The 25186-nt window shown below is 65.6% G+C and carries 21 protein-coding genes; 10 read left to right on the forward strand and 11 right to left on the reverse strand.

Going from position 1 to position 25186, the window contains the following annotated elements; all coding sequences use genetic code 11:
• Positions 1-12: 12 nt before the first annotated feature.
• From WT53_RS00320 to WT53_RS00340, 5 genes are all read right to left on the reverse strand, one after another.
• Positions 13-1425 (reverse strand): HD domain-containing phosphohydrolase, encoded by a 1413-nt coding sequence (locus WT53_RS00320; protein WP_060258106.1) that lies wholly within the window; start codon positions 1423-1425, stop codon positions 13-15.
• Between the two features lie 121 nt (positions 1426-1546).
• On the reverse strand, positions 1547-1996 hold the full coding sequence (locus WT53_RS00325; RefSeq protein WP_060258108.1) for a GNAT family N-acetyltransferase: 450 nt from the start codon (positions 1994-1996) through the stop codon (positions 1547-1549).
• 396 nt (positions 1997-2392) lie between these two features.
• Positions 2393-2797: a hypothetical protein gene (locus WT53_RS00330; RefSeq protein ID WP_060258113.1), complete on the reverse strand. Its 405-nt coding sequence runs from the start codon at positions 2795-2797 to the stop codon at positions 2393-2395.
• 170 nt (positions 2798-2967) lie between these two features.
• The gene (locus WT53_RS00335; RefSeq protein WP_082725049.1) at positions 2968-4206 is read right to left on the reverse strand and encodes a dicarboxylate/amino acid:cation symporter; all 1239 of its coding nucleotides are present in this window, start codon (positions 4204-4206) and stop codon (positions 2968-2970) included.
• Positions 4190-4852: a GntR family transcriptional regulator gene (locus WT53_RS00340; RefSeq protein WP_034208996.1), complete on the reverse strand. Its 663-nt coding sequence runs from the start codon at positions 4850-4852 to the stop codon at positions 4190-4192. The genes WT53_RS00335 and WT53_RS00340 overlap by 17 nt, the downstream gene beginning before the upstream one ends.
• 148 nt (positions 4853-5000) lie before the next feature.
• Between WT53_RS00340 and WT53_RS00345 the strand changes: the two genes are divergently transcribed.
• The 3 genes from WT53_RS00345 to WT53_RS00355 all read left to right on the forward strand — a co-directional run bounded on the left by WT53_RS00345 (position 5001) and on the right by WT53_RS00355 (position 7634).
• A complete protein-coding gene (locus tag WT53_RS00345) occupies positions 5001-5465 on the forward strand; it encodes a GNAT family N-acetyltransferase (RefSeq protein ID WP_060258152.1) in 465 nt (154 codons plus the stop codon).
• 617 nt (positions 5466-6082) lie between these two features.
• Positions 6083-6373, forward strand: coding sequence for a hypothetical protein (locus WT53_RS00350; RefSeq protein WP_060258117.1), 291 nt, complete (start codon positions 6083-6085; stop codon positions 6371-6373).
• A 94-nt stretch (positions 6374-6467) separates the two neighbouring features.
• Complete coding sequence (locus WT53_RS00355) at positions 6468-7634, forward strand: porin (protein ID WP_059830188.1); 1167 nt, start codon at positions 6468-6470, stop codon at positions 7632-7634.
• A 141-nt stretch (positions 7635-7775) separates the two neighbouring features.
• On the opposite strand, the gene gcvA is transcribed toward WT53_RS00355, so the two are convergent.
• Together gcvA and WT53_RS33745 are read right to left on the reverse strand one after the other, a co-directional pair.
• The gene (gene gcvA / locus WT53_RS00360) at positions 7776-8732 is read right to left on the reverse strand and encodes a transcriptional regulator GcvA (protein WP_034208994.1); all 957 of its coding nucleotides are present in this window, start codon (positions 8730-8732) and stop codon (positions 7776-7778) included.
• 36 nt (positions 8733-8768) lie between these two features.
• A complete protein-coding gene (locus WT53_RS33745; protein ID WP_179948978.1) occupies positions 8769-8951 on the reverse strand; it encodes a hypothetical protein in 183 nt (60 codons plus the stop codon).
• On the opposite strand from WT53_RS33745, the gene WT53_RS00365 reads away from it, so the two are divergent.
• The 3 genes from WT53_RS00365 to WT53_RS00375 all read left to right on the forward strand — a co-directional run bounded on the left by WT53_RS00365 (position 8872) and on the right by WT53_RS00375 (position 11937).
• A complete protein-coding gene (locus WT53_RS00365; RefSeq protein WP_060258159.1) occupies positions 8872-10083 on the forward strand; it encodes an MFS transporter in 1212 nt (403 codons plus the stop codon). The two genes, WT53_RS33745 and WT53_RS00365, sit on opposite strands and share 80 nt — an antisense overlap.
• Before the next feature lie 5 nt (positions 10084-10088).
• A complete protein-coding gene (locus WT53_RS00370; protein ID WP_060258156.1) occupies positions 10089-10985 on the forward strand; it encodes an oxidoreductase in 897 nt (298 codons plus the stop codon).
• Positions 10986-11202: 217 nt separating this feature from the next.
• A complete protein-coding gene (locus tag WT53_RS00375; RefSeq protein ID WP_060258120.1) occupies positions 11203-11937 on the forward strand; it encodes an ABC transporter substrate-binding protein in 735 nt (244 codons plus the stop codon).
• Between the two features lie 56 nt (positions 11938-11993).
• On the opposite strand, the gene WT53_RS00380 is transcribed toward WT53_RS00375, so the two are convergent.
• Both WT53_RS00380 and gltP read right to left on the reverse strand, forming a co-directional pair.
• Positions 11994-13253 (reverse strand): aminotransferase class V-fold PLP-dependent enzyme, encoded by a 1260-nt coding sequence (locus WT53_RS00380; RefSeq protein ID WP_060258123.1) that lies wholly within the window; start codon positions 13251-13253, stop codon positions 11994-11996.
• 53 nt (positions 13254-13306) lie between these two features.
• On the reverse strand, positions 13307-14635 hold the full coding sequence (gene gltP / locus WT53_RS00385; protein ID WP_060258126.1) for a glutamate/aspartate:proton symporter GltP: 1329 nt from the start codon (positions 14633-14635) through the stop codon (positions 13307-13309).
• Between the two features lie 175 nt (positions 14636-14810).
• Here gltP and WT53_RS00390 point away from each other — a divergent pair, with 175 nt between their 5' ends.
• The 3 genes from WT53_RS00390 (at position 14811) to WT53_RS00400 (ending at position 18291) form a co-directional block, all read left to right on the forward strand.
• Positions 14811-15728, forward strand: a complete 918-nt coding sequence (locus tag WT53_RS00390; protein ID WP_060258128.1) for a LysR family transcriptional regulator — start codon at positions 14811-14813, stop codon at positions 15726-15728.
• Positions 15729-16028: 300 nt separating this feature from the next.
• The gene (locus WT53_RS00395) at positions 16029-17336 is read left to right on the forward strand and encodes a dicarboxylate/amino acid:cation symporter (RefSeq protein ID WP_034208991.1); all 1308 of its coding nucleotides are present in this window, start codon (positions 16029-16031) and stop codon (positions 17334-17336) included.
• A 13-nt stretch (positions 17337-17349) separates the two neighbouring features.
• Entirely contained in the window at positions 17350-18291 is a 942-nt protein-coding gene (locus WT53_RS00400; protein WP_060258131.1) for an amino acid ABC transporter substrate-binding protein, read from the forward strand.
• Positions 18292-18379: 88 nt separating this feature from the next.
• Here the strand turns inward: WT53_RS00400 and uvrA are convergent, their stop codons facing one another.
• Both uvrA and WT53_RS00410 read right to left on the reverse strand, forming a co-directional pair.
• Positions 18380-24274, reverse strand: a complete 5895-nt coding sequence (uvrA, locus tag WT53_RS00405) for an excinuclease ABC subunit UvrA (RefSeq protein ID WP_060258134.1) — start codon at positions 24272-24274, stop codon at positions 18380-18382.
• A 252-nt stretch (positions 24275-24526) separates the two neighbouring features.
• Positions 24527-24742: a DUF3820 family protein gene (locus WT53_RS00410; RefSeq protein WP_034209464.1), complete on the reverse strand. Its 216-nt coding sequence runs from the start codon at positions 24740-24742 to the stop codon at positions 24527-24529.
• Positions 24743-24944: 202 nt separating this feature from the next.
• Between WT53_RS00410 and WT53_RS00415 the strand changes: the two genes are divergently transcribed.
• Positions 24945-25133: a hypothetical protein gene (locus WT53_RS00415; RefSeq protein ID WP_059504075.1), complete on the forward strand. Its 189-nt coding sequence runs from the start codon at positions 24945-24947 to the stop codon at positions 25131-25133.
• The last annotated feature ends 53 nt before the right edge of the window (positions 25134-25186 follow it).

The following is a 25186-nucleotide window of genomic DNA, read 5'->3' on the forward strand; positions in this document are numbered from 1 at the left end:
GGCGTTTCGACGTCAGGCCGGCGGCGCGCCTGCGTGGGGTGCGTGCGGCTGCCCGGCCGGACGGGCCAGTACGAGAATGTCGAATGGCGTGCCCTCGCGCGTCTCGAAGCGGCGCACGAGCTCGATCTGGTGCGCGGACATCACGCTGCCTTTGGTCATCAACAACACGCCGCGATGCGTGCGCAGATCGTCGGCGAGCTGCATCCCCTCGCGCAGTTGAGCCGACCGGATTTCCGCGACGGACGCCGCGATGCCGAGACTCGCCGGATCCCGCATCAACTCGACGAAGCGCGCGACCAGTTGCGGGTCGTAACGCACGCTCGCCTGCGAGCGCAACACGTCGATCGCCTGTTCGATCGAATGCGGCGCACCGATTTCGCCGTTGCGCAGCCCTTCGAAATCGCGTGCGATCGCGACGATCCGCGACCCGACCGGGATCGCGTCGCCGACCAGACCGTCCGGTGTGCCACGGCCGTTGAAGCGCTCGTACTGGTGCAACACGATCGACGCGACCTTGTGCAGCTGCGCGACCGGCGTGAGCACCATCTGCGCACGCAACGGATGCTCCTGAAACATGCGGTGCTCGTCCGTCGTCATCCGCGCGAGCGGCTTGTGCAGCAATTCGTCCGGCAGCGACAGCTTGCCGATGCCGTGCAGCAGCCCGGCGAAATAGACGTCCTGCGCATGCAGCTCGCTCATCCCGGCCGCCAGCGCGAGCCGTCGCGCGATTTCGCCGACCCGCATCGCATGCCCGCTCGCGGCCCCGCAGCGCAGCTCGATCATGCTCGCGCACACCTGGACCATCGCCGTGAAACTGCTTTTCAGGTCGCTTTGCGCCGCCTCGAGAAACATCACCGTCTGGCCAAGCTCTTCGGTGCGCGCGCGCACCTGCGTTTCGAGGTCCGTATTGAAACGGCGCAGCGCTTCGTTCTGCGCCTCCGTCAGCGCCGCCAGCCGGGCCGCTTCGCGACGCAGACGGCGCTGCTCCAGCGCCTGCTCGATGGTCAACAGCAGGTCGTGATCGTCCCACGGCTTGTTCAGGTAGCGATACACGCCGCCTTCGTTGACGGCCTGCATGACCGACGCGATCTCCGCATAGCCGGTCAGCAAAATGCGCATCGTGTCCGGATACAGCCCCCGCGCGCGCGCCAGGAATTCCGCGCCGCTCATGTGCGGCATCCGCATGTCGGACACGATCAGGTCGATGTCGGTCGACGCCAGGATCTCGAGCGCGGCCTCGCCGCTGTCGGCGGTCACGATGTCGTAGCCGGTGGGCCGAAACACACGCCTGAGCGCCGACAGCACGTTCGGTTCGTCGTCGACCAGCAGGATCGACGGGACGCGGGCGGCGTCGCCGGATGCCGCCGCGCTGTCGGACGTTTCGAGCGGCACGGCATTCGCGTCGTTTGTTGCAGATGTCGTCATAATCGGCCTCGGATCAATTATTTACGCCCTCTCTGCAACATCGGCCGACTCCGCATTTTCCGCATTGGTGGAAACGCTAATGTGCGCGTGTCGATTTCAACCGGCCTGCATCGCACACGCGCTATGTCGTCGACGCGCCGGGTCCGCGCCGGTAGTAGATGTCCCACTCCGCTTCGTCGGTTCGCACGAAGCCGTGCCGTTCGTAGAAGCGGTTCGAGTCGCTGCCGCGCAATGCGCCGACGCGAACGGACATCCGATGTGCGTCGGCTTCGGCAAGGATCTCGCGCAGCACGGCGGCGCCAATGCCCCTCCGCTGATGCGCGGGCACGATGTACAGGTGATCGAGCAACCAGTGATCCGCCATCGGCCGAAGCGTGTAGAAGCCCGCACGCGAATGGTCGACTTCGATGAAACGGCAGAGCGCCGGATCGAACGACACGAGAAACCGGTCGCGCGCACGCTGCGGATCGAAACGGCCGATGCGTTCGAGGCTGTCGCGCATCGCGGCGATGCGGATCGCGACGAGGGTTTCGGCGTCGGCGTGCGTGACGGGGACGAAGGTCGGGGTCATGGCAATCAGGCTGGCGGAATGCACGGGAAGGCGAGCGCTCCGCTTGGCGGTGCGGAGCCAGCCGGGCACCGAGGATGATGCGCTCTCCTCCGGGCGGCTCGATGCGTCGCGCTCGCGTGCCGACTCGCGGCTTCTTCGCTCGAAGGAGACCTCAGCGCCGCGCGCCCCTCCTGATCGGAGGGCGCGCAGCAAGCGAACCGATTCAATCGGCTCAATGAATAAAAAGCGCTGACCGATGAACTGGCCAGCAAATCGGTCCTGGCGATCCGAGGTTGAGTGTGCCAGGACCGCATGCATCAGACGACGTACGCGTGCGGACAGACGGGCATGTCGAACGATCGGGCCCACCGATCGGGGTGTTCCGGCTCAAGCCCGCGCACAAACTGTGATCGCAGTTCAGGCCGGGCTAACCGAAGCGATCATGCCTGCACCGACGTCCGTCAACCTGAACGCATCGACTGTCTTCGGCACGTCCCATGTTGCGATCATCGCGTCGGTCGGCAGATAGTCGGGATCGGCTGACGCGACCCCGGCCCACACGCCTTGAGACACCCGTCTGCCATGGAGATAAAAGTGCAGCTCCCGGCCGCCGCGCTCGCACGTACACTTGATTCTCTCCACCGATCGGCCCAATCCTCGAATCCGTGCGACCTGGTTGCGATCCAGCTCGAACGTGGCGCTCATCACCCCGTCGCAATCGACAATGCCGATCATGTTGCTGTCATCGGTGAATGTCCACGACGGATGCGGCGTGCCTAAACGCAGCATGAAAAAATCTGCGGATTCCGAACCAACCATCATGTTTCTCCTGCAATGATACGTCGCTCTACCAACTACCACTCGATCGATACGCTCGTTCATCCAACCCGGCCCGCGCCGTGCCCGGATGCCCGAGTGGACGCACGCCGGCGCCTCGCACCGGGCGCGCGCAACGCCGAAACGCGTGCGGGCGCCCGGCGGTTTCGACGCACCTACGCGCTGGCCTGACGCGTCACGGTCTCCGCGGCCATACTGTCCGAACCGGAAAGCCTCACCGCAACGGCCGCTGCCGCCGTGCTTCCGTAGACGTTGAGGGCGGTTCTCCCCATGTCGAAAAAGGCGTCGACGCCCAACAGCAGCAGTACCGCATCGGCCGGCAAGCCGATCGACGTGAGGACGATGGTGATTGCCACGATCGCCCCGGAGGGCACATTGGCCGCTCCGTCGATGGTGACGATCGTCAGGATCAGAATCGTGATCACCAGCGGCCAGGACCAGGCAAGGTGATAGGCGTCGGCCAGGTAGCCGACCGCGAGGGCCGTATAGAGCACCGCGCCGTCGCGATTGAAAATATATGCCAGAGGCAAGATCGTGGACGCCACGCCGTAAGGCACGCCCAGTTCAACCAGCTTCTTCAGGTGCAGCGGATAGGTAATTTCGGACGAACGCGTCGTGAAACCGAGGATCAGCGGTTCCCTCACCTTCCTGAGCACGGCAAGCGGCGACTGACCGGCGACGCGAATGACGATGGTGAGTACCACCGCCAGCACCGCCATGCCGAGATAGGCCACGCCCAGCAGCTCGACGAGCGAATGCGCGCCCGCGAAGCCCTTGGCCGACAACAACTGCGCGATCGCGGCGAAGATCGCGAGCGGCGACCATGCGATCACCCACTGGATCATCTTGAACAAGCCCGACAGCAGCGCCTCGAAAACGGCGATCGCGGGCTCGGCACGCTCCGGGGCAGCCGACAATGCCGCGCCGAAAATGACGCCGAACACGAGCACCGGGAGAGAATTCCCTGCGGAAAGCGCGGCGACGATGTTGGCGGGGATCAAATCGACGAGAAATTTCGTCCAGTCGATGCTGGACGCGAGCGCCGCGGGCATCGATCCGGAGTGCGTCATGCTCGCCCCGAGACCCGGTCGAAACACGAAGTTGAGCAGCAGCCCGAACGATGCGGCCAAGCCCGTCATGCAGACGAAGAAGCCGATGCTGAACAGTGCGACCTTGCCAAGCCGCTCGCGAAGCCTGCCCGCACGAAAGACCCCGACCGTGACCGACAGGAAGATCAACGGCATGACGACCATCTTGATCGCGTGGCCGAACATCGTGCTCAGAAATCCCAGCTTCGCGGCAAAGCCCGGCGCAAACACGCCGCAGGCGGCGCCCAGCACGAGGCCGCCAAGCATTTGCATCGGAAGAGAAAGCCCTTTATTTTTCGTGTTCATGCCGCGCCTTTAGCAGTTTTATCCGTGCCGGCGTACCGTCAACGATGTGATTCCACATATGCTGACGCGCAAGCTCGCCGTCGTTCGCTTCGATTGCTTGAAAGATGTGCAAGTGCTCGATCGTGCCGCGCCGGACGGTTTCGGCGTCGCCACGCGGGAGTTCGTTCAGGGCCAAGGTCTGAGCCCGCAATAGACCATACGCCGATGAGATTCGCGCGTTCCGTGCGGCAGCAAACAACTCTTGATGAAACACCCAACCGATACGCTGTTCGAGCATGATGTCCGAAACGTCCTGGTCGACCAGTTTCCGCATTTTTTCCGCCGCCTCGCGAAGACCTGCCGTGACACCCGATCTCGCGGCAAGAAACGCTGCGGTACTCTCCAGGGCCAGCCGCATTTCAAAAATTTCGCGCAGATCGCTGGTCGTCGGCGACGCGACATAAGTGCCGCTCTTTTCGATCACGACGACCAGCCCTTCGGATTCGAGCAAATGCAATGCGCTGCGCACCGGCATTTGGCCGAAACCCAGTTCGTCCGACAGGCCTCGGTGGGATACTTTCTGCCCAGGCGCAAGACGGCCGTCGAAGATCCTCGATCGAATCTCGTCGTAGGCCAGTTCTGCATCTGTCGAGACTTTCGACGTCATCTGTGATCGCAGTTAGCGTATGATTCAAAAAAGAAACTGATAGGAAATTACCCTTACTGGGCGTGCCCGGCAACTGCTAATTTTGCGAGTGGGCATGCCGAAAGAGAATTGGAAGAAAATCTGCGTCACGAAGAGAGCCGATAATTATATGACTTCACAAGATGTGCGCTTTACCATCTGTGCCGTCCGTGCAGAAGAAACCTATCCCCTGAGGGCCGCGGTGTTGATGGCCGGAGATGAAGAGGGAAGCGCGCTGGACGGAGACCACGCTCCAACGACCCTGCACTTTGCCGTTCGCGACAACGACGATATCGTTGCCGTGGCATCGGTGTGTAAAGAAGAACAATCCGGCGTTTCGAACTCCGGAGCGTGGCGCCTTCGCGGCATGGCCGTCCATCCGTCGGTACGCGGGCTGGGATTCGGACGCCTGCTGGTCAATCTGTCCATTCGCCATGTTCGCAAACAGCGCGGCACCCTGCTCTGGTGTACCGCGCGCGAATCGGCATACCCGTTCTACGAAATGCTCGGCTTTGAACGCGATCCGATACCGATTTCAATGCATGGCCGCGACGACATGAAATTCTATCTAATGCAACGCCAAATCGCGGGCTGATTTCGTCTGCGATCGAAGTTCGATCGCCGCCACCGGGGGCCGATACCGGGCGCTGGCTGGCTGCCCGGAAATACCGGTTCGCCCGGCGTCCTCATTACCCGTTCGCCCGCGCGAAGATCGAGTTCGCGTGCGACGACGGCTGTCGCAACGCTCGCCTCCTTCAGCGCACCGCCGCACGGTAGCGTCATTCGCTCGTTTCGCGAGTTTCTGGCCAATACGGGCGGGTACTCGACGATCGCCTTTTCCGCTTCGATTATTGCAATCCGAGAGAAAATGGAACGGTTACCAAGGACTAACCTTGGCGACCGATTTTCGGCGGCGGCTCTCCGCTGGTCGATCGATCGAATTTGACTGATATTGCGCATTTGTCACCACGAACTGCCGACCGGTACTTTCCTTTCCGAGATCGTTGCTCTTCGTAGCGGTTCTTGCAGCCCGCTATCGCCCCCTCGCCCGCATTCGCTTGCCGTCGCCGACATCATCAGCGTGATGGCGCGCACCTCGATAACACTTCGCTCTCGCGCCGCCCCTTATAGGGGAAACTCCGTAAGGCGCCAGGTCATCAAACGAGATTAACTTATATCAAACAAATTTTGACGGGAATTTATGTTCCTGATATGGTTTTTCCACTTGCAAAGCGCGACCACGCCTTATTGACGCTCGGCGAAACGATTGGCGCACGTCGCCAGTGGCTGAACCTGACGCTCGGTCCGTCCGCAAGGATCGCCGATATTTCCAGCTCGTCTTTCGTCGCAGGTGGAGCAACCTCCGGTTTCGCCGCCGCCGGCCTGGCGCGCAAGTATGGCGCGGGCATGGCGTTCGACGGTCGAGCAGTTCGGCGGTTCTCCACGCATATTTTTAAGGATCACGAAATGATCGAACTCGATATGCCGCTTTGGCGAACATGACGCCGGCCGTCACGACCGAGACGACGCGCAAGCCGTGAATACGACAAAAGCCGTTTCAACCCATCCCGAAACCACCCCTGACCGTGAAATGCAGATGAAAAACAAGAAAATCAACATCAGCGTCATCGCCGTTGCCGCCTTCGCAGCATCTTCGGCAGCCATGGCCCAGTCGTCGATCACGCTGTATGGCATGCTCGATGCCGGTATCGGCTATACGTCGAACATCAATGGCCACAGCCGGTTCGGCCTCGACGGCGGCGCCTCGGGTTCGAACAAGTGGGGCCTCAGGGGGCAAGAAGACCTTGGGGGCGGCCTCCAGGCGGTATTCAAGATCGAGAATGGTTTCAACATCGCGACAGGCGGGATAGGCGGCCAAGGGCCCATCGGTTCCACGCGTTCGCTGTTCAACCGCCAGGCCTACGTGGGTCTCGCGTCCGATCAGTATGGCGCGCTGCGCATGGGGCGCCAGCTCGATGCCGTGACGGAAATGGTTCAGGTCCTGACGGGCGACGCCATTTCCGCGTCGACGTTCTCGACGCCGGGCGACGTCGACAACAACGACAACACGACGAACCAGAACAATGCGGTGAAGTACATTTCGCCGATCATCCACGGCTTCCAGGCCGAAGGTGCGTACTCGTTCGGCGGCGTTGCCGGTTCAATGGGCTCGGGTCAATCGTGGTCGGCGGCCGCGACCTACGCTCAAGGTGGCCTGACGGTCGCCGGCGGCTACTTTCACGCGGCCAACCAGGGCGAGAACGGTTGGTTGAACGCAACCGCTCAACCGAGTTTCGGTGGCGCGCTCGGCTATCCGAGTTCGGGCTACAACGGCGGCAATGCGTTCAAGAGTGCGGGCATCGCGCAAATCGCCGCCCAATACCAGGTCGGTCCGTACACGGCGGGCTTGCGCTACTCGAACGCTCAGTACCAGGGCAACGACGGCCAGCCGTCGATCCACTTCAACGTGCTGGGTGCGCTCCTGCAGTACCGGGTCACGCCGGCGCTGTCGCTGGCGACGGGTTACACGTATGTATACGGTTCCGCGGCCACGCCCACGCAAGCGGCCGAAGGTCGCACGATGGCCTCGATCAACCAGGTGTCGCTGGGTGCGACGTACTCGCTGTCGAAGAGTACCGCGCTGTACGCGATGGGCGCCTACGTCCATGCCAAGGGCGCGCAGGCTTCGGCTGCCGACTTTGGCAACACCTCGTCGGGCGGCAACCAGGTTCAGGTCAACATCGGCATGTTCCACGGCTTCTGATCGCCGATCCGCCAGTCCGGGGTAGTGACCGCACTACTCCGGCGAAGCACGCTGCCGTTGGTAAAACCGTCGCCGGTTTTTCAATCTCGTCATCAGGAATCCAAAGAAACCCTTGGACTGCGTTCGCTCGCGGGCGCAGCATCACCGCCCGCTCTGATCCGCGAGCCTGGCCCCCTCCTGATTCGCCATGCCTTCCATCCATGCGTCGAACGCGGACACGGCCGCATCGTCGGCGCGATCGGCGTTCGTCACCAGCATGTAGTCGTCGGCGCGCCATACAGGCGATGGGATGGGACACACGAGGCGCCCCTCGGCAAGATCGCGCGCGATCAGCGGCAGCGACGCCAGCGCCACGCCGAGCCCTTCGACGGCCGCGCCAAGCTGAAGATTCACGTGATCGAATTCGACATGGCGCGCGGCTCGCAGATCGGAAGCCCCCGCTTCCTTCAACCAGTGCGACCAGGCGGAGCGCGTCGTGGCCGAATGCAGCAGCGTGTGATGGCGCAGGTCGGTCGCGCTCTGGATGGGATGCTGGCGCAACAACGCGGGATTGCAGGCCGGTACGCGCAGGTCGGGCATCAACGGGCGCGACACGACGCCCGCGCCTTGCTCCGGCCCGGAGCGAACGCCGATATCGAAAGCGTCCGCGACATAGCGCAGCTTGCGCGAGGTCGTCGACACCCTGACGTCGATGTCGGGATACCGCGAATGGAAATCGGCGAGCCGCGGCAACAGCCAGCAAAGCGCAAAGCTCATCGGCACATTCACCCGCACGACGCCCGATATCCGGTGCGCGAACGGGTTGTGACGCAGCCGCACCACCGCGGTGCCCAGGCGCTCGAACGCGTGGCTGACGTCGTTCAGCAACGCGGCCCCTTCGTCGGTCAGCACGACGCCACGCGGGCGACGATCGAACAACGGCAGGCCGAACCAGTCCTCCAGCAACCTGATCTGTTTTCCGACGGCCCAATGGGTCACGTGCAGCTCCGCCGCGGCACCCGCGAAGCTGCCGTGCCGCGCAACCGCGTCGAACGCGCGCAGCGCATTGAGCGGGGGCAACTCGTCCCGGTGCTTCGCGGCGCCTCGGTTTTCGTTCATGACGTGACTTTTTCTCTCTGTCGACGGGATTTTAGCTCAATTGAAACGGCTGGCATCCCGGTCATAGAATTTACCCGTCGCGCCTGAAAAGCAGACCACGAGCGGCCTTTCATCCACCGCTCGTCCGGAGAGAATGACGATGCGCTTGCCGGTTTTTTCCCCTCCCGTCGTGCGGGAGACGTCACCATCGCGGCCGCGCGTGCTGTGGCTATCCTGCATTGCCCATGCCATGCATGACGGCTATACCGACATGATTTACGCGTTGCTACCCGTGTGGCAGTCGGAATTCGGGCTCGACTTTGCGGCGCTGGCTATCCTGCGCGGCGTCTATGCCGGTACGATGGCGACGCTGCAGTTGTCCGCCGGGCGTCTCGCACAACGTCTGGGCAGCCGCGCGACGCTCGCAGTCGGTACGCTGCTCGCCGCGCTCGGCTATGCGATCGCGGGCCTGTCGGGCGGCCTGCTCGGCCTCGGCGTCGCACTGGCGATTTCGGGCGGCGGCTCCAGCACCCAGCATCCGATCGCATCGGGCGCCGTCTCCCGCATCTACGGGCGCAACGCGAGAGGCCCACTGAGCCTCTACAACTTTTCCGGCGATCTGGGGAAATCGGCACTGCCGGCCGTCATTTCGCTGCTCGTCACGATGATGTCGTGGCGTCGCGCGCTCTGGATCGTCGCCGGACTGGGCTGCGTCGTGGCCGCCGTCATCGCGCTCTGGTTTCCCACCGTGCCGCGCGGCGCCGCAACGGCGCCGGCAAAAGAGCCCGCGTCCGCTCGACGCGGCGGCACGGGGAGAAGCGGATTCGCCGCGCTGTTTTCCATCGGCGTGCTCGATACGGCCGTACGCATGGGACTGCTTACCTTTCTGCCTTTTCTGCTCCAGGCAAAGGGCGTCTCGCCTCACCTGCTGGGAACGTCCCTTGCACTCGTTTTCATCGGGGGCGCGGCCGGCAAATTCATGTGCGGCTGGCTCGGCGCGCGCATGGGTATGGTGAGGACGGTGCTGCTCACGGAGGGCGGTACGGCTGTGTGCATCGTCGCGACGATGTATCTTCCGTTGATGCTGACCATGGTGCTGCTGCCGATCCTGGGCATGATGCTCAACGGCACGTCGTCGGTGCTGTACGGAACCGTCCCGGAAATGTCTGCGCCCGAGCGCACCGAGCGCGCATTCGCAATTTTCTATACTGGGACGATCGCGTCGGGCGCGATATCTCCGGTTCTCTACGGTTTCCTGGGCGACAGGATCGGTGTGCACGGCGCCACGTATGCGACCGCGTTGACCGCGCTGGCGATTTTTCCGCTCGCCCTTGCACTGCGCCCCTATCTGGCAGATCACTCGACAGGATGAACACCATGACGAAGTCTGACTACCCGAGCGTCGCCCTCGTCGGTCCCGGTGCAATCGGCACGACCGTCGCCGCGGCCCTTCATGAAGCCGGCCGCACGCCGGTGATCTGCGGCCGCTCGGCGCACGCGCACCTGACGTTGCGCTTCGACGGCGGCGAGATCGTCGTGCCCGGGCCCGTACTGACCGATCCGCAAGCGGTCGAGAAAAGGGTCGACGTCGTGTTCGTCGCGGTCAAGTCGACGCAGGTGGCGAGCGCGGCACCCTGGCTCGCCGCGCTATGCGATGCGCATACCGTCGTCTGCGCGCTGCAAAACGGCGTCGAGCAAAAAGCCGCGCTCACACCGCATGCGGCCGGCGCCGAGGTCGTGCCGTCGGTCGTCTGGTTTCCGGCGCAGCGCGAATCGGGCGCGTCGGTGTGGCTGCGGGGCAAGCCTCGACTCACCCTGCCCGATACGCCGGCGAGCGACGTGGTGGTTTCGGCTTTGCGCGGCACGCGATGCTCGCCCGAGGTCGCGGCGGATTTCATCTCGCTCGCGTGGCGAAAGCTTTTGCAGAACGCAGTGGCGGGACTCATGGTGCTGACCGGTCGCCGCGCCGGCATGTTCTCGCGAAGCGACATCACCGAACTGTCGCTCGCCTACTTGCGGGAATGTCTCGAGGTCGCGCGTGCGGAGGGCGCGAAGCTGGGCGATGACGTGCCGCAGGAGATCGTCGACGGCTTCCATGGTTTTCCGCCCGATTTGGGCACGTCGATTCTTGCCGACCGGCAGGGCAACCACCCGCTCGAATGGGACTGCCGAAATGGCGTCGTGCAGCGATACGGACGAACGCATGGAATTCCGACGCCGATCAGCGATCTGGTCGTGCCGCTGCTCGCGGCCGCCAGCGACGGGCCGGGCTGATCGCGAGGAGCGCTCTATCCGGCCCGATCGGCTTGAATTCGATCGAACGGGCAATGAGCCGGGGACGAGCGCCCCCGTGTCACGCGGCCGGCCCGACGTTTCGACGCACGCAAGCCCGCGACACGCGCCACCCGGCGTCCGGGTGATAAGCTCGACATCGGCGCGCTGTCGCGCAGCCCGTCACCCTATCGACCCTACGCCTCCCGCGAGTCCGCTCATGCCCATCGCTCCTGCTGTCGTCTCCGCCTTCACCCCCACCGGCAAGCTCCGCGCATCGATCAACCTCGGCAACCCGATCCTCGCGAACCGCGATCCGGCAACGGGCGAACCGTTCGGCGTATCGATCGACCTCGCCCGTGCGTTCGCCGAGCGCCTGTCGGCCGACCTGGAACTCGTGGTGTTCGACGGCGCCGCCAAATCGGTGCAGGCGCTGACCGATGAGCGCGCCGATTTCGGCTTCTTCGCGGTCGATCCGCTGCGCGGCGAAACCGTCGCGTTCACCGCGCCGTATGTGCTGATCGAAGGCTTCTATCTCGTGCCGGACGCATCGCCGATCCGCACCAACGCGGACGTCGATCAACCGCACAACCGCGTGGCCGTCGGCAAGGGCAGCGCGTACGACCTGTTCCTCACTCGCGAACTGAAAGCGGCGCAGATCGTGCGCGCACCGACGTCGCAAGCCGTCGTGCCGACGTTCGTCGAGCAGCAACTGGAAGTGGCGGCCGGCGTGAAGCAACAGCTCGAGGCCGACGCCGCGAAAACGCCCGGCCTGCGCCTGCTCGACGAGCGTTTCATGGTGATCCGGCAGGCGATGGGCGTGCCGAAGAGTCGCGGCGACGCGGCCGCCGCGGCACTGGCCGCGTTCGTCGAGGAGATGAAGGCGTCGGGCTTCGTCGCCGATTCGCTGCGCCGGCACGGCATCGCGGGCGCGTCGGTCGCGCCGGCCGCCTGATCGGAAAAATCGCGCCGGAGGCGACACGGCCCGCGTGATCCGGGCCGTGTCGTCGATCAGCGGTGCGCCGCGAGCTCTGCGGTTATCGCGACGAATCGCGCGATATCGTCCGGCGCGTGACAATGGAGCGGCGAGATCCGCACCGCGCCGGCGAGCCCGAACGATTTCAGCATCCGGCCAGAATACAGGCTCGTTGCGACGCGCTCGTACACGATCACACCGCGCTTCTCGTACTCGCGCACCGCCTGCGTCGGTTCGAGATGCGCGAAGCCGATCCCGACGATCAGGTCGCGCTGCGTCAGGTCGTCATGATCCCAGTAGACGTCGACGCCGTCGATCGCGCGCAAACCGTCGAGCAATGCGGCGAGCAGTGCGCGCTCATGCAGTTCGATCCGATGCATGCCCTCGACGAACAGCGTGCGCCGGTCGTCCGAATCGATGAAATACCGGCCGATCCAGGCCACGTAATCGACGATCGCCGATACGACCGCAAACTGCGCGGGCGCCGGGCTGCCGAGTTCCCATACGCCGCTCTCCTTCGCGGCGAGCCGGTGATGCGGCAACGCCGCCGCACGCGGCGACAGCCACGACATGCCCGAGCCGCGGCATCCGAAGAACTTGTATGGGGCGAAGTTGATCCCGTCGACCGGCGTGCACTGCAGATCGACGATCCCGTGCGGCGCATGCTGGACCGCGTCGACGACGATGAACAGGTCGGGCTTCTTCTCGCGCGCACGCGCGACGATCGTCTCGATGTCGAATTTCGCGCCGGAAATGTTCGACGCCGCCATCACGCTGAGCAGCGCGGTATCCGCGTCGACCAGCGACACGATCGCATCGACGTCCACGCCGCCGGTCTCCGGATTGCTCGGCGCGATGCGCAGCGTCTTGCCGGTGCGTTCCGCGTAATACGTCATCGCATCGTAGGACGACGGATGCTCGAGCACGGTCGTCACCGCATTGGTGCCCGGCACGTTCTCCATGATCGCGCGCACCATGTCGAACATCGCGCCCGATGCGGTCAGCGACGCATACACGCTGCCGCCCTGCGCGTTCAGGATCGTTCGAACGTCGTCCTCGCCGCGCGACTGGGTCGCCTGCAGATCGAGTGCGCGCGCGTGGATGCGCTCCGGGCAATCGGGCAGCGCATCGACCCGTGCGTACGCGTCGATCGCCGCCTTCAACCGGAACGACCCGCCCGCGTTGTCGAAGAACAGCCGCTCGCGGCCGTCGACGTCGCGATCGACGTGATGAAAGCGCGACTTGATCTGCTGCATCAGCGCGTCTGGAAAAAGTGCTCCATGAGGACTGCTCATCTTAGATGCTCCTGTTTGCTTCCGAATGTTGTGCGATGCGTGCATGGCGGCTGTCAGCCGCGCAGCGATTCGACGTACGCGCGGCCCTTTTCCGCGTCGTACCGGCCTTCCCATTTCGCGATGACGAGCGGCGCGAGCGCGTTGCCGACGACGTTCAGCGCGGTGCGGCCCATGTCCATGATCCGGTCGACGCCGGCAATGAACGCGAGCCCTTCGAGCGGCAGCCCCGCGCTCGCGAGCGTCGCGAGCATGATCACGAACATGAAGCCCGGCACGCCGGCGGCGCCCTTCGACGTGACGACCATGGTCAGCGTCAGCAGCACCTGTTGCTGCCAGCCGAGGTGCACGCCATAAAGCTGCGCGACGAACAGCGTGCCGATGCCGAGATAGATCGACGCGCCGTCGAGGTTGAACGTGTAGCCGGTCGGCACCACGAACGTCGTGATGCTCTTCGGCACGCCGTAGTCCTCCATCTTCTTCATCAGCTGCGGCAGCACCGTCGCCGAGCTGCAGGTCGAGAACGCGATGATCAGCTCGTCCTTGATCACGCGCAGCAACGTGAGGATGCGGAATCCGAACAGCCGCGCGGTCACGCCGAGCACCGCGATCGCGAACAGCAGGATCGCGAAGTAAGTGACGGCGACCAGCTTCAGCAGCGGCAGCAGCGATCCGAAGCCGAAGCTCGCGACAGTCACCGCGATCAGCGCGCACACGCCGACCGGCGCATAGCGCATCACCATGTTCGTCACCTTGAACATCGCATCGGCGACGCCCTTGAGCATCGCGAGCACCGGCTTGCGATGCTCTTCCGGCACCGACTGCAGCCCGAGCCCGAACAGCAGCGAGAAAAAGATCACCGGCAGCAGGTCGCCCTTCGCCATCGACGCGACGATGTTGTCCGGGATGATGCCGAGCACCAGCGCCATCAGCCCGTGGTGCGCCTGCTGCACCTGTTGCGTGGTCTGCTGGTAACGGGAAATGTCGGTGTGCCCGAGTTGCGACATGTCGGTGCCGACGCCCGGCTGCAGCACGTTGCCGATCACGAGCCCGAGCACGATCGCGATCGTCGTGATCGCCTCGAAATAGAGCAGCGTCTTGAGGCCGAGACGGCCGAGCGACTTGCCGTCGCCCACGCCGGCGATGCCGATCACCATGCTCGTGAACACGATCGGCACGACGATCATCCGCACCAGCTTGATGAAGATGTCGCCGGCCGGCTGCAGCAATCCGGACACGGCGGTGTCGCGCAATTGCGGAAACCGGTTCAGCACGAGCCCGGTCGCGATGCCGATGACGAGGCCGATGACGATCTGCCACGCAAGACCGACGCGCGGCTTGCGGGCCGCGCCGGCGGCGGGCGGGGAATCGATGACGGTGTCCATGCAATCTCCAGGAATGGGGGTTCGATTGAACGATGGGTACGAGGCGGTGCGTTTTCTGATGAACGCACGCGCCAGGCGACGCAACGGGAGCACCTTAAACAGCCGAAATATGTAAAAAAAGCGATTTTTTGACATGAGAACATATCGCTTTTCTTCATCTATCGAGTGACCCGCGATGCTGACGTTCAAGCAGATGGAAGCGCTGTACTGGATCGTGCAGCTCGGCTCGTTCGACGCCGCGGCGACGCGCCTGAACACCACGCAGTCGGCCGTATCGAAGCGGATCCAGGAACTCGAACGCGCGTTCGACCTGACCGTGTTCGATCGCGCGCATCGCAGCGCGCGGCTCACCGACAAGGGCGCGGAGCTGTTCGACCATGCGAAGGCATTGCTCGAGCAGCGCGACCGCGTGGTCGAGCGGATGAGTTCGAAGGAAGCGCTGGTGCGGCATGTCCGGATCGGCGTGACCGAACTGACCGCGCTGACGTGGCTGCCGCGCCTGATCGCGGCGATCCAGGCCGCGTATCCGCGCGTGCACGTGGAGGCCGAGGTGGACCTGACTGCGACGCTGCGCGACCGGCTCGCGGCCGACACGATCGATCTGATCGTGGTCCCGCAGATTCATGCGGCGGACGCGTTCACGGCGACGGCGGTCGGCGAGGTCGACAACGCGTGGATGTGCGCAGCCGGATTCGTGCCGACGTCCCGGGCCGCCCTGTCGTTGACGGATCTCGCGCGGTTTCCGCTGATCCTGCAGGGCAACCTGTCGGGCACCGGGCACCTGTACACGCGCTTTCTGCAGGAACACGGCGTCGCGACTCAGCGCGTGCTGTCGAGCAACAGCCTGCTCGCGCAGATCGGCCTGACGCTGTCGGGCCTGGGAATCAGCTATCTGCCGAAGGCATGCGTCGCGCACCTCGTCGCGTGCGACGCGCTGGAGATCGTGCGCACGCAGCCGGCGCTGCCGCCGGTTCGCTACGTCGCGCTGCATCGCGCCGAACGTGCCCATTCGTTGACCGCCGAGATCGTCCGGCTCGCCGCGCAGTCATGCGATTTCAACACGAGCCTGCTGGATCCGCGGGCGCACGACTAGCGCGGCATCGCGGCAACGCAACATGCCGGTCGATTGGTGTATGACGGTCGAGAATAGCGAATCCGCGCTAGTCGCCGCCGTCCGGCAGCCGTCGAACAGCCAATATGCTGCTCCGCACAAATCGGTATTGGATTGCACAGGCGTCGTGTCCGGAAGCGCCGCCGGCGCAATCGCCGTCGCCCAGCCGGCCATGACCCGACGCTAGCGCAAACTCGGACCCGGTTGCACTGTTCATCGCCATTCTGGTCCTGTATCGTCCTCCCATCCCCGATTGCGAAACCGCTGCATGGGAGGCTCACGATGCGAAAAAAGAATGCTGCAGCCGTCTGGATCCTGATCGCGATGGCGGTAGGCATCGTGATCGGCTACATGATCTTCACGAGCTTTCCGGACAGGAAAGCCGCCGCCGAAATCGCCGGCTACATCTCGCTCGTGTCCGACGTGTTCCTGCGGCTGATCAAGATGGTGATCGGGCCGCTCGTCTTCTCCACGCTGGTCGTCGGCATCGCACACATGGGCGACGCGGCGTCGGTCGGACGCGTGTTCGCGAAATCGATCGGCTGGTTCGTCACCGCGTCGCTGGTCTCGCTGCTGCTCGGGTTGCTGATGGCGAACCTGCTGCGGCCAGGCGAGAACCTCGGCTTGCCGCTGCCGGACATCGGCGCATCCGCGAACCTCGCGACGTCCAAGTTCACGCTGAAGGATTTCGTCGGCCACATGGTGCCGAGATCGATCGCCGAGGCGATGGCGAACAACGAAATCCTGCAGATCGTCGTGTTCTCGATGTTCTTCGGCGTCGCGCTCGCCGCACTCGGCGAGCGCGGCAAGATCCTGATCGCCGCGATCGACCAGTTGTCGCACGTGATGCTCAAGATCACCGGCTACGTGATGAAGCTCGCGCCACTCGCGGTGATGGCCGCGATGGCCGCCACCGTCGCGGTCAACGGGCTGTCGGTACTGCTGAAGTTCGCGGTGTTCATGGGCGACTTCTACATCAGCCTGTTCCTGCTCTGGGCATTGCTCGTCTGTGCGGGATTCCTGTTCCTCGGCCCTCGCGTGTTCAAGCTGCTCGTGCTGATCAAGGAAGCGTTCATGCTGTCGTTCGCGACCGCCAGCTCCGAGGCCGCGTATCCGAAGATCCTCGACGCGCTCGACCGGTTCGGCGTACGCCGCAAGATCTCCAGCTTCGTGATGCCGATGGGCTATTCGTTCAACCTCGACGGGTCGATGATGTACTGCACGTTCGCGTCGCTGTTCATCGCGCAGGCGTACAACCAGCACCTGTCGCTCGGCACGCAAATCACGATGCTGCTGGTCCTGATGCTCACGTCGAAGGGGATGGCCGGCGTGCCGCGTGCGTCGCTCGTCGTGATCGCGGCCACGCTGCACCAGTTCGGGCTTCCGGAGGCCGGGCTGCTGCTGATTCTCGGCGTCGACACGTTCCTCGACATGGGCCGCTCGGCCACCAATGCGGTGGGCAACTCGATCGCCAGCGCGGTGGTCGCGAAATGGGAAGGCCAGCTGCTGTCGGAAGCGGAAGCCGACGCCAACGCGGCGCGCATCGAAGCGGAACAGGAAGCGACGATCGCACATCCGACGGAAGTCTGACGGAGGCCCGGCGATGAAGATGCAGCGATTCTGGCGTGCGCTCGCGCTCGTGGGCCTGCTCGCCACTGGCGCGACCGCGCGCGCGGAAGATGCGCCGTCGACGCCGCCGCGCGTCGAGCCGGTCGCGCCGGCTCAACTGACGGGCACGCTCGCGAAGGTGCGTGGCAGCGGCACGATCGCGCTCGGCTATCGCGACGCGTCGATCCCGTTCTCGTACCTGAACGCGCGCAACCAGCCGATCGGCTATTCGATCGAGCTGTGCAAGGCGCTCGTGTCGTCGATCGAGGATGCGGTCAACCGGAACCTGACGATCCGCTGGGTGCCGGTCACGTCCGACAACCGTATCGACGCGGTGGTCAGCGGGAAAGTCGATCTGGAATGCGGCTCCACGACCAGCAACCTCGAGCGCCAGAAGCGCGTGGCGTTCTCGCCGATCATCTTCGTGGCCGGCACGAAGGTGATGGTGAAACGAGGCGCGCCGATCCGCTCGTTCCGCGATCTCGCGGGGAAGAAGGTCGCGGTGACGGCCGGCACGACCAACGAGAAGGCGCTGCGCGACCTGAACGATCGGTTCAGGCTCGGGATCCAGCTACAGGTGGTGCCGGATCATGCGCAGGGCTTCGCGCTCGTCGCGAACGGCAGCGCCGACGCGTTCGCGACGGACGACGTGCTGCTGTACGGGCTGATCGCCGAGAACGCGAACAAGGGCGGCCAGTACGACGTGGTGGGCGACTTCCTGTCCTACGACCCGTACGGAATCATGTTCCGCAAGGACGATCCGCAGCTCGCCCAGCTCGTGAAAAGCACGTTCCAGGAGCTGGCCGCCGACGGCGAGATCGCGCGCCAGTACAAGCGCTGGTTCCTGCGTCCGCTTCCGTCGGGCCTGAGCCTCAACCTGCCGATGAGCCCGCAACTGGAAACCATCATCGAGACGATCGGCGTCAACGGGAGTTGAGCGGCGTCGACATGAGCGACGCATGACGAAACAAGCACGGCCCCGATGCGTCGCCAGGCACCGGGGCCGCTCGCCGGATGCAGCGCGCTCAGCCGACTCGCGCCGCGCCCTGCCGCGCCGCTTCGGCGCCTTCGGCAGCCGTTCGCGCCAGCACCGGCTTCAGCGCCTGCCCGGTATGGCTTGCCTTCACCTGCACGAGCGCTTCCGGCGGCGCCGCCGCGACGATCGTGCCGCCACCCACCCCGCCTTCCGGCCCGAGATCGATGATCCAGTCGGCTTCCGCGATCACGTCGAGGTCATGCTCGATCACGACGACGCTATGCCCCGCATCCACCAACCGGTGCAGCACGCGAATCAGCTTCGCGACGTCCGCCATGTGCAGGCCGACCGTCGGTTCGTCGAGCACGTACAGCGTGTGCGGCGCCTTCTGGCCGCGTCGCGTGACGTCGTCGCGCACCTTCGTCAGCTCGGTGACGAGCTTGATGCGCTGCGCTTCGCCGCCGGACAGCGTCGGCGACGGCTGGCCGAGCGTCAGATAGCCTAGCCCGACATCCTTCATCAACTGCAGCGGATGCGCGATGTTCGAGATCGGCGCGAAAAATTCCACCGCCTCGTCGATCTCCATCGTCAGCACGTCGCCGATGTTCCGCCCGCGCCACGTGACGGCGAGCGTTTCCGGATTGAAGCGCTGCCCGTGGCACACGTCGCACGGCACCTTCACGTCGGGCAGGAAGCTCATGCCGATCGTGCGCACGCCTTGCCCTTCGCACGCGGGGCAGCGCCCGTCGCCGGTATTGAACGAAAAACGCGACGCCGTATAGCCGCGTGCGCGCGCTTCGAGCGTATCGGCGAACAGCTTGCGAATCGTGTCCCACACGCCGATGTAGGTGGCCGGGCACGAACGCGGCGTCTTGCCGATCGGCGTCTGATCGACTTCGAGCACGCGATCGATCTGCTCGAAGCCGCTCAGCGACTCGCAGCCCTGCCACGTATGCGTGACGTTCAGCGACGGCCGCGGCGCGCGGCGCGCGAGCACGCTCGAGCGGCGCTCGGCGGCCGGCGCGTCCTGCTGCGCCGCCTTGCGCGCCCGCCGCGTGGCCGGCGACGACAGCACCGAGCGGCCGACCGCATCGAGCAGGTTCGTCATCAGCACGTCGCGCGCGAGCGTCGACTTGCCCGACCCGCTGACGCCCGTCACCGCGACGAGCCGCGCGAGCGGAATGCCGACCGTGACGTCGCGCAGGTTGTGCAACCTGGCGCCATGCACGGTCAACCACGCTTCCGGCACCGTCGCCCCGCCCTTCTTGCCCGGCAGGCTCACGCTGCGGCGCGGCTGCAGCGGATGCAGCATCGGCTGCGCGAGCAGGCGGCCCGTCACCGATTCGGCCTGCGCGGCGAGATCGGCGACCGCGCCTTGCGCGACCAGCGTGCCGCCGCGCTTGCCGGCGCCCGGACCGACGTCGATGATGTGATCCGCGCGGCGGATCGTGTCCTCGTCATGCTCGACGACGACCAGCGTATTGCCCTTGTCGCCGAGCTTGCGCAATGCGTCCAGCAGGATCTGGTTGTCGCGCGGATGCAGGCCGATCGTCGGCTCGTCGAGCACGTAGCAGACGCCCTGCAGGTTGCTGCCGAGCTGCGCGGCCAGCCGGATACGCTGCGCTTCGCCGCCCGACAGGCTCGGCGCCGCGCGGTCGAGGCTCAGATAGCCGAGCCCGACTTCCTCGAGAAACGCGAGGCGGCTGCCGATCTCGCTGACGATGTCGCGCGCGATCTGCGCGTCGCGCCCGGCGAGTTCCAGCGCGTCGATCCAGCGGCGCGTGTCCGACACCGTCCATTGCGCGACCTCGACGATCGGATGCGCATCGAACGTGACCGCGCGCGCGGTCGGGTTCAGCCGCGTACCGCCGCAATCCGGGCACGGCTCGTTGCCGACGCCCTCCGGCTCCTGCTCGTCCGACGGCAGCGTCTGTTCGCGGCCACGGCCGTCCTCGGCGAGCACCGTGTCGTCGTACGCGGCGCGCTGTTCGCGCGTGAGCGTGACGCCGGTACCGACGCAAGTCGTGCACCAGCCGTGCTTGCTGTTGTACGAGAACATCCGCGGGTCGAGCTCCGGATAGCTCGTGCCGCACACCGGGCACGCGCGCTTGACCGACAGCACCTTGACCGCGCCGACCCCGGCGGTCGAATGATCGTTGCGCATCGCATCGTGCAGCCCGTCGAGCGGCGCGAGCAGGTGCATCACGCCCTTGCCGAGCTCGAGCGCCTCGTCGAGCCTGCGCCGCAACTCGGCTTCGTTGTCCGGCGACACGACGATATCGGCAACCGGCAATTCGATCGTGTGCTCGCGGAAGCGGTCGAGCTTCGGCCACGGGTCGACCGTAACGAACTCGCCGTCGACGCGCAGATGCGTGCTGCCGCGCGCCTTCGCCCACTTCGCGAGATCCGTGTACACGCCCTTGCGGTTGACGACGAGCGGCGCGAGCAACCCGACGTGTTCGCCGCGATGATCGCGCAGCAGTTGCGCGGCGATCGATTCGACGGATTGCGACGTGACCGGCGTGCCGTCGTGGATGCAGTGCTGCAGGCCGAGCTTCACATACAGCAGCCGCAGGAAATGCCACACCTCGGACGTGGTCGCGACCGTGCTCTTGCGCCCGCCGCGCGACAGCCGCTGCTCGATCGCGACGGTCGGCGGAATGCCGTACACCGCGTCGACCTCCGGGCGGCCGGCCGGCTGCACGATCGAGCGCGCATACGCGTTCAGCGATTCGAGATAGCGGCGCTGGCCTTCGTGGAACAGGATATCGAACGCGAGCGTCGACTTGCCGGACCCCGACACGCCGGTGATCACGTTGAACTTGCCGTGCGGGATGTCGACGTCGAGCGACTTCAGGTTGTGCTCGCGCGCGTTGACGATCCGCACGACGTCCTCGCCCTCGACCGCACGGCGCGCACGCGCCGCGCTCAGCACGGCCTGCAGCGGCACGCCTTCGTCGGCAGCCGCCGCTGCGCCGTCCATCGCGCGGTCGTACTGCAGCAGCGCCACGCCCGTATGCGATTCGGCGCAGGCTTTCACGTCGTCGGGCGTGCCCGCGCACAGCACGCGGCCGCCGCCGTCGCCGCCTTCCGGGCCGAGATCGATCAGCCAGTCGGCCGCGCGGATCACGTCGAGATTGTGCTCGATCACGATCAGCGAATGGCCGGCCGCGAGCAGCTTGCCGAACGCCTGCATCAGCTTCGCGATGTCGTCGAAGTGCAGCCCGGTGGTCGGCTCGTCGAACATGAAGAGCTTCGCGCGCGCGATGCGCGCCTCTTCCGTCGCGACCCGGCGCCCGTTGGCCGCCGCCGCCGACTCGGCGAGGAAGCCGGCGAGCTTCAGGCGCTGCGCCTCGCCGCCCGACAGCGTCGGCACCGGCTGGCCGAGCTTCACGTATTCGAGGCCGACGTCGACGATCGGCTGCAGCACGCGCAGCACCTCGGCATCGGTCGCGAAGAACGCGGCGGCTTCGCTGACGGTCAGGTCGAGTACATCGGCGACGTTCAGCGCACGGCCGTCGCGCGCGATGCGCACTTCGAGAATCTCGGCGCGGTAGCGGCTGCCGTCGCAGTCCGGGCAACGCAGGTAGACATCGCTCAGGAACTGCATCTCGATGTGTTCGAAGCCCGAGCCGCCGCAGGTCGGGCAACGGCCATCGCCCGAGTTGAAGCTGAACGTGCCGGCGCCGTAGCCGCGCTGCAGCGCGAGCGGCGCCTTCGCGAACAGCTTGCGGATTTCGTCGAACGCGCCGACGTAGCTCGCCGGGTTCGAGCGCGTGGTCTTGCCGATCGGCGACTGGTCGACGAACACGACGTCGCCGACCTGGTCGGCGCCCGTGAGGCGGCGGAACGCGCCCGGCGACTCGGTCGCCTTGCCGTGGTGCCGCGCCATCGCCGGATACAGCACGTCCTGCAGCAGTGTGGATTTGCCGGAGCCGGATACGCCCGTCACGCACACGAGCCGCTGCAGCGGAATCTCGACCGTGACGTCGCGCAGGTTGTGCTCGGTCGCGCCTTCGAGCACGATGCGCGGCGTGCTCGCATCGACCGGACGGCGCGCCCAGTTCGACGCATGCGCGACCTGCTTGCGGCCGCCGAGATACTCGCCCGTCAGCGTGTGCGCGGAACGGATGTCGCCCGGCGTGCCGTCGTACACGATCGTGCCGCCGCGTTCGCCCGGGCCGGGGCCCATGTCGATCAGTCGATCGGCCGCGAGCATCACCGACGGATCATGCTCGACCACGACCAGCGTGTTGCCCGCGTCGCGCAGCCGCTGCATCGCCTCGACGATCCGCGTGAGATCGCGCGGATGCAGCCCGATGCTCGGCTCGTCGAGCACGAACAGGGTTTTCGTAAGCGACGTGCCGAGCGCGGTCGTCAGGTTGATCCGCTGCACCTCGCCGCCCGACAGCGTACGGCTCTGCCGGTCGAGCGTCAGGTAGCCGAGCCCGACGTCGCACAGGTATTTCAGCCGCGTGCGCACTTCGGCGAGCAGCAGCTTCAATGCATCGTCGAGCAGCGCGCTCGGCAAGACGATTTCGTCGAAGAAGCGCCGGATGCGCTCGATCGGCAGCAGCATCAGGTCGTGCACGGTCAGGCCCGGCAGCGCTTCGAGCTGCGCGCGGCTCCAGTCGACGCCGCGCGGCATGAAGCGATCGGCCGGTGCGAGCACGCTGTCGGCATTCTCTTTCGAGCCGAGCCGCCATTGCAGCGATTCCGTCTTCAGGCGCGCGCCGCCGCACACGTCGCACGGCGTGTAGCTGCGGTATTTCGACAGCAGCACGCGGATGTGCATCTTGTACGCCTTCGATTCGAGGTAGCCGAAGAAGCGCTTCACGCCGTACCACTGGCTCTGCCACTTGCCGTTCCAGTCCGGCGAACCGTCGACGACCCAGTCGCGCTCGGCATCCGTCAGCTCGGACCACGGCACGTCGCGCCGGATGCCGGCCTTCGCCGCGTAGCGCATCAGGTCGTCCTGGCACTCTTTCCACGCGGGCGTCTGCATCGGCTTGATCGCGCCGCCGCGCAGCGTCTTGCGCGCATCGGGAATCACGAGGCCGAGATCGACGCCGATCACGCGGCCGAAGCCGCGACAGGTTTCGCACGCGCCGTACGCCGAGTTGAACGAGAACAGCGCCGCTTGCGGCTCCGCGTAGCGCAGGTCGCTGTCGGGATCGTGCAACCCGGTGGAGAAGCGCCACACCTGCGGCTCGGCGACCGCGTTGTCCGCCTCCGGCGCCAGCACGTACACGTTCACGCGGCCCGCGCCGCGCTTGAGCGACGCCTCGATCGCCTCGACCACCCGCACCTTGTCGGCCTGCTGCACGCGGAAACGGTCGGCCACCACGTCGAGCACCTTGCGCGGCCCGGTGGGCGACGCGATTTCGCGCTGCGCCTGCACGCGCGTGTAGCCGCTCGCCGACAGCCATTGCGCGATTTCCTCGTCGGACACCGCTTCCGGCAATTCGACCGGGAACGTGACGACGACGCGCGGATCGCCCGCCTGCGTACGCGCGACGAGTTCCGCGTAGATCGTCTCCGGCGTATCGTGCCGCACCTGCCGCGCGGTCTTGCGGTCGAACAGCTCGGCCGCGCGCGCGTACAGCAGCTTCAGGTGGTCGTTCAGCTCGGTCATCGTGCCGACGGTCGATCGCGAGCTGCGAACCGGATTGGTCTGGTCGATCGCGATCGCGGGCGGCACGCCGTCGACGCGCTCGACCTGCGGGCGATCCATCCGGTCGAGAAACTGCCGCGCGTACGCGCTGAAGGTTTCGACGTAGCGCCGCTGGCCCTCCGCGTACAGCGTGTCGAACACGAGACTCGACTTGCCGGAGCCCGACGGGCCGGTCACGACCGTCATTTCGCCGGTGCGCAGGTCGAGATCGAGATTCTTGAGGTTGTGCTGACGTGCTCCGCGAATGCGGATCAGATTGCTGGATGACAATTTGCCTGCCCGTCTGAATGAGTTAGCCAGAGTTCACGGTGCCGGAACGCTGCGGCGGATGCCCGCAGGCGCGGCGCGGGCCGCGACGAGGGATGCCTGCGCGCGGCCCGGTTCGACGCATACTATACTGTATATTCATACAGCTTTCCATGAACGGGTCATGAACGGGCGTTTGTCGCCGGGGCGCGAAAGTACACGACCGCGCCGCCCGCCGTCGCCGAATCGAGCGACCGACCGGGCGCGACGCTCGTGCTACGCGGGTTTGCGCAGCGGCTCCAGCAGGTGCCGCAAGCCGTTATGGTCGAGCTCGTGCATGAGCGCGAGCTGTTGGCCGAGTTCGCCGCGCGGGAACCCTTCGCGAGCCAGCCAGTTGAGGTAAGGTCCGGGCAGGTCGGCAATGAGTCGGCCCTTGTATTTCCCGAAGGGCATGGTGACGGCGACGAGGCGCTCGAGATCGGGGGCATGCATGCGCGTATTGTGCACGGCTTTGCGCTCTTCCGCGCGTCGCCGCCGCGCCGCGCGCCTCGCCGCTCCATGCCGGCCCATGGCCGCGAATCCGGCCCTTCGCGGCAGCCGAATCGACGAACCGACCCCGGATGACGGCCGGGACTCGCGACTTCCTTCCTGCCTGCTAGACTGGAATTTCCCCCTGCACACCCTGGAGGGAATCATGATGTCCACCTACGTCGTGAAGACCGGCGAGCAGTTCCTGTGCACCGCCGAGGACGGCGATATCGGCATGGCGCCGGCCATCGAGGATGCCGCATCCTTTAGTTCGTACGACGAAGCGGAGAAAGCCGCGAGCGCGCATGCCGACCCGGGATACGAGATCGTGGCCGTCTGCATGATCAGGCACTGAACGCCGATCCGCGGGCTGGTGCGGATAACGGTCCGCGGGCCGGGCGCAACTCG

It is taken from the genome of Burkholderia sp. MSMB2157WGS, assembly GCF_001532755.1.
GTDB lineage: Bacteria > Pseudomonadota > Gammaproteobacteria > Burkholderiales > Burkholderiaceae > Burkholderia.

Bases quoted from the DNA above. Each gene is read 5' to 3' on its own strand.
- WT53_RS00320 (WP_060258106.1), bottom strand. From the start codon at position 1,425: ATGACGACATCTGCAACAAACGACGCGAATGCCGTGCCGCTCGAAACG.
- WT53_RS00325 (WP_060258108.1), bottom strand. From the start codon at position 1,996: ATGACCCCGACCTTCGTCCCCGTCACGCACGCCGACGCCGAAACCCTC.
- WT53_RS00330 (WP_060258113.1), bottom strand. From the start codon at position 2,797: ATGATGGTTGGTTCGGAATCCGCAGATTTTTTCATGCTGCGTTTAGGC.
- WT53_RS00335 (WP_082725049.1), bottom strand. From the start codon at position 4,206: ATGAACACGAAAAATAAAGGGCTTTCTCTTCCGATGCAAATGCTTGGC.
- WT53_RS00340 (WP_034208996.1), bottom strand. From the start codon at position 4,852: ATGACGTCGAAAGTCTCGACAGATGCAGAACTGGCCTACGACGAGATT.
- WT53_RS00345 (WP_060258152.1), top strand. From the start codon at position 5,001: ATGACTTCACAAGATGTGCGCTTTACCATCTGTGCCGTCCGTGCAGAA.
- WT53_RS00350 (WP_060258117.1), top strand. From the start codon at position 6,083: ATGGTTTTTCCACTTGCAAAGCGCGACCACGCCTTATTGACGCTCGGC.
- WT53_RS00355 (WP_059830188.1), top strand. From the start codon at position 6,468: ATGAAAAACAAGAAAATCAACATCAGCGTCATCGCCGTTGCCGCCTTC.
- gcvA (WP_034208994.1), bottom strand. From the start codon at position 8,732: ATGAACGAAAACCGAGGCGCCGCGAAGCACCGGGACGAGTTGCCCCCG.
- WT53_RS00365 (WP_060258159.1), top strand. From the start codon at position 8,872: ATGCGCTTGCCGGTTTTTTCCCCTCCCGTCGTGCGGGAGACGTCACCA.
- WT53_RS33745 (WP_179948978.1), bottom strand. From the start codon at position 8,951: ATGCAGGATAGCCACAGCACGCGCGGCCGCGATGGTGACGTCTCCCGC.
- WT53_RS00370 (WP_060258156.1), top strand. From the start codon at position 10,089: ATGACGAAGTCTGACTACCCGAGCGTCGCCCTCGTCGGTCCCGGTGCA.
- WT53_RS00375 (WP_060258120.1), top strand. From the start codon at position 11,203: ATGCCCATCGCTCCTGCTGTCGTCTCCGCCTTCACCCCCACCGGCAAG.
- WT53_RS00380 (WP_060258123.1), bottom strand. From the start codon at position 13,253: ATGAGCAGTCCTCATGGAGCACTTTTTCCAGACGCGCTGATGCAGCAG.
- gltP (WP_060258126.1), bottom strand. From the start codon at position 14,635: ATGGACACCGTCATCGATTCCCCGCCCGCCGCCGGCGCGGCCCGCAAG.
- WT53_RS00390 (WP_060258128.1), top strand. From the start codon at position 14,811: ATGCTGACGTTCAAGCAGATGGAAGCGCTGTACTGGATCGTGCAGCTC.
- WT53_RS00395 (WP_034208991.1), top strand. From the start codon at position 16,029: ATGCGAAAAAAGAATGCTGCAGCCGTCTGGATCCTGATCGCGATGGCG.
- WT53_RS00400 (WP_060258131.1), top strand. From the start codon at position 17,350: ATGAAGATGCAGCGATTCTGGCGTGCGCTCGCGCTCGTGGGCCTGCTC.
- WT53_RS00410 (WP_034209464.1), bottom strand. From the start codon at position 24,742: ATGCATGCCCCCGATCTCGAGCGCCTCGTCGCCGTCACCATGCCCTTC.
- WT53_RS00415 (WP_059504075.1), top strand. From the start codon at position 24,945: ATGATGTCCACCTACGTCGTGAAGACCGGCGAGCAGTTCCTGTGCACC.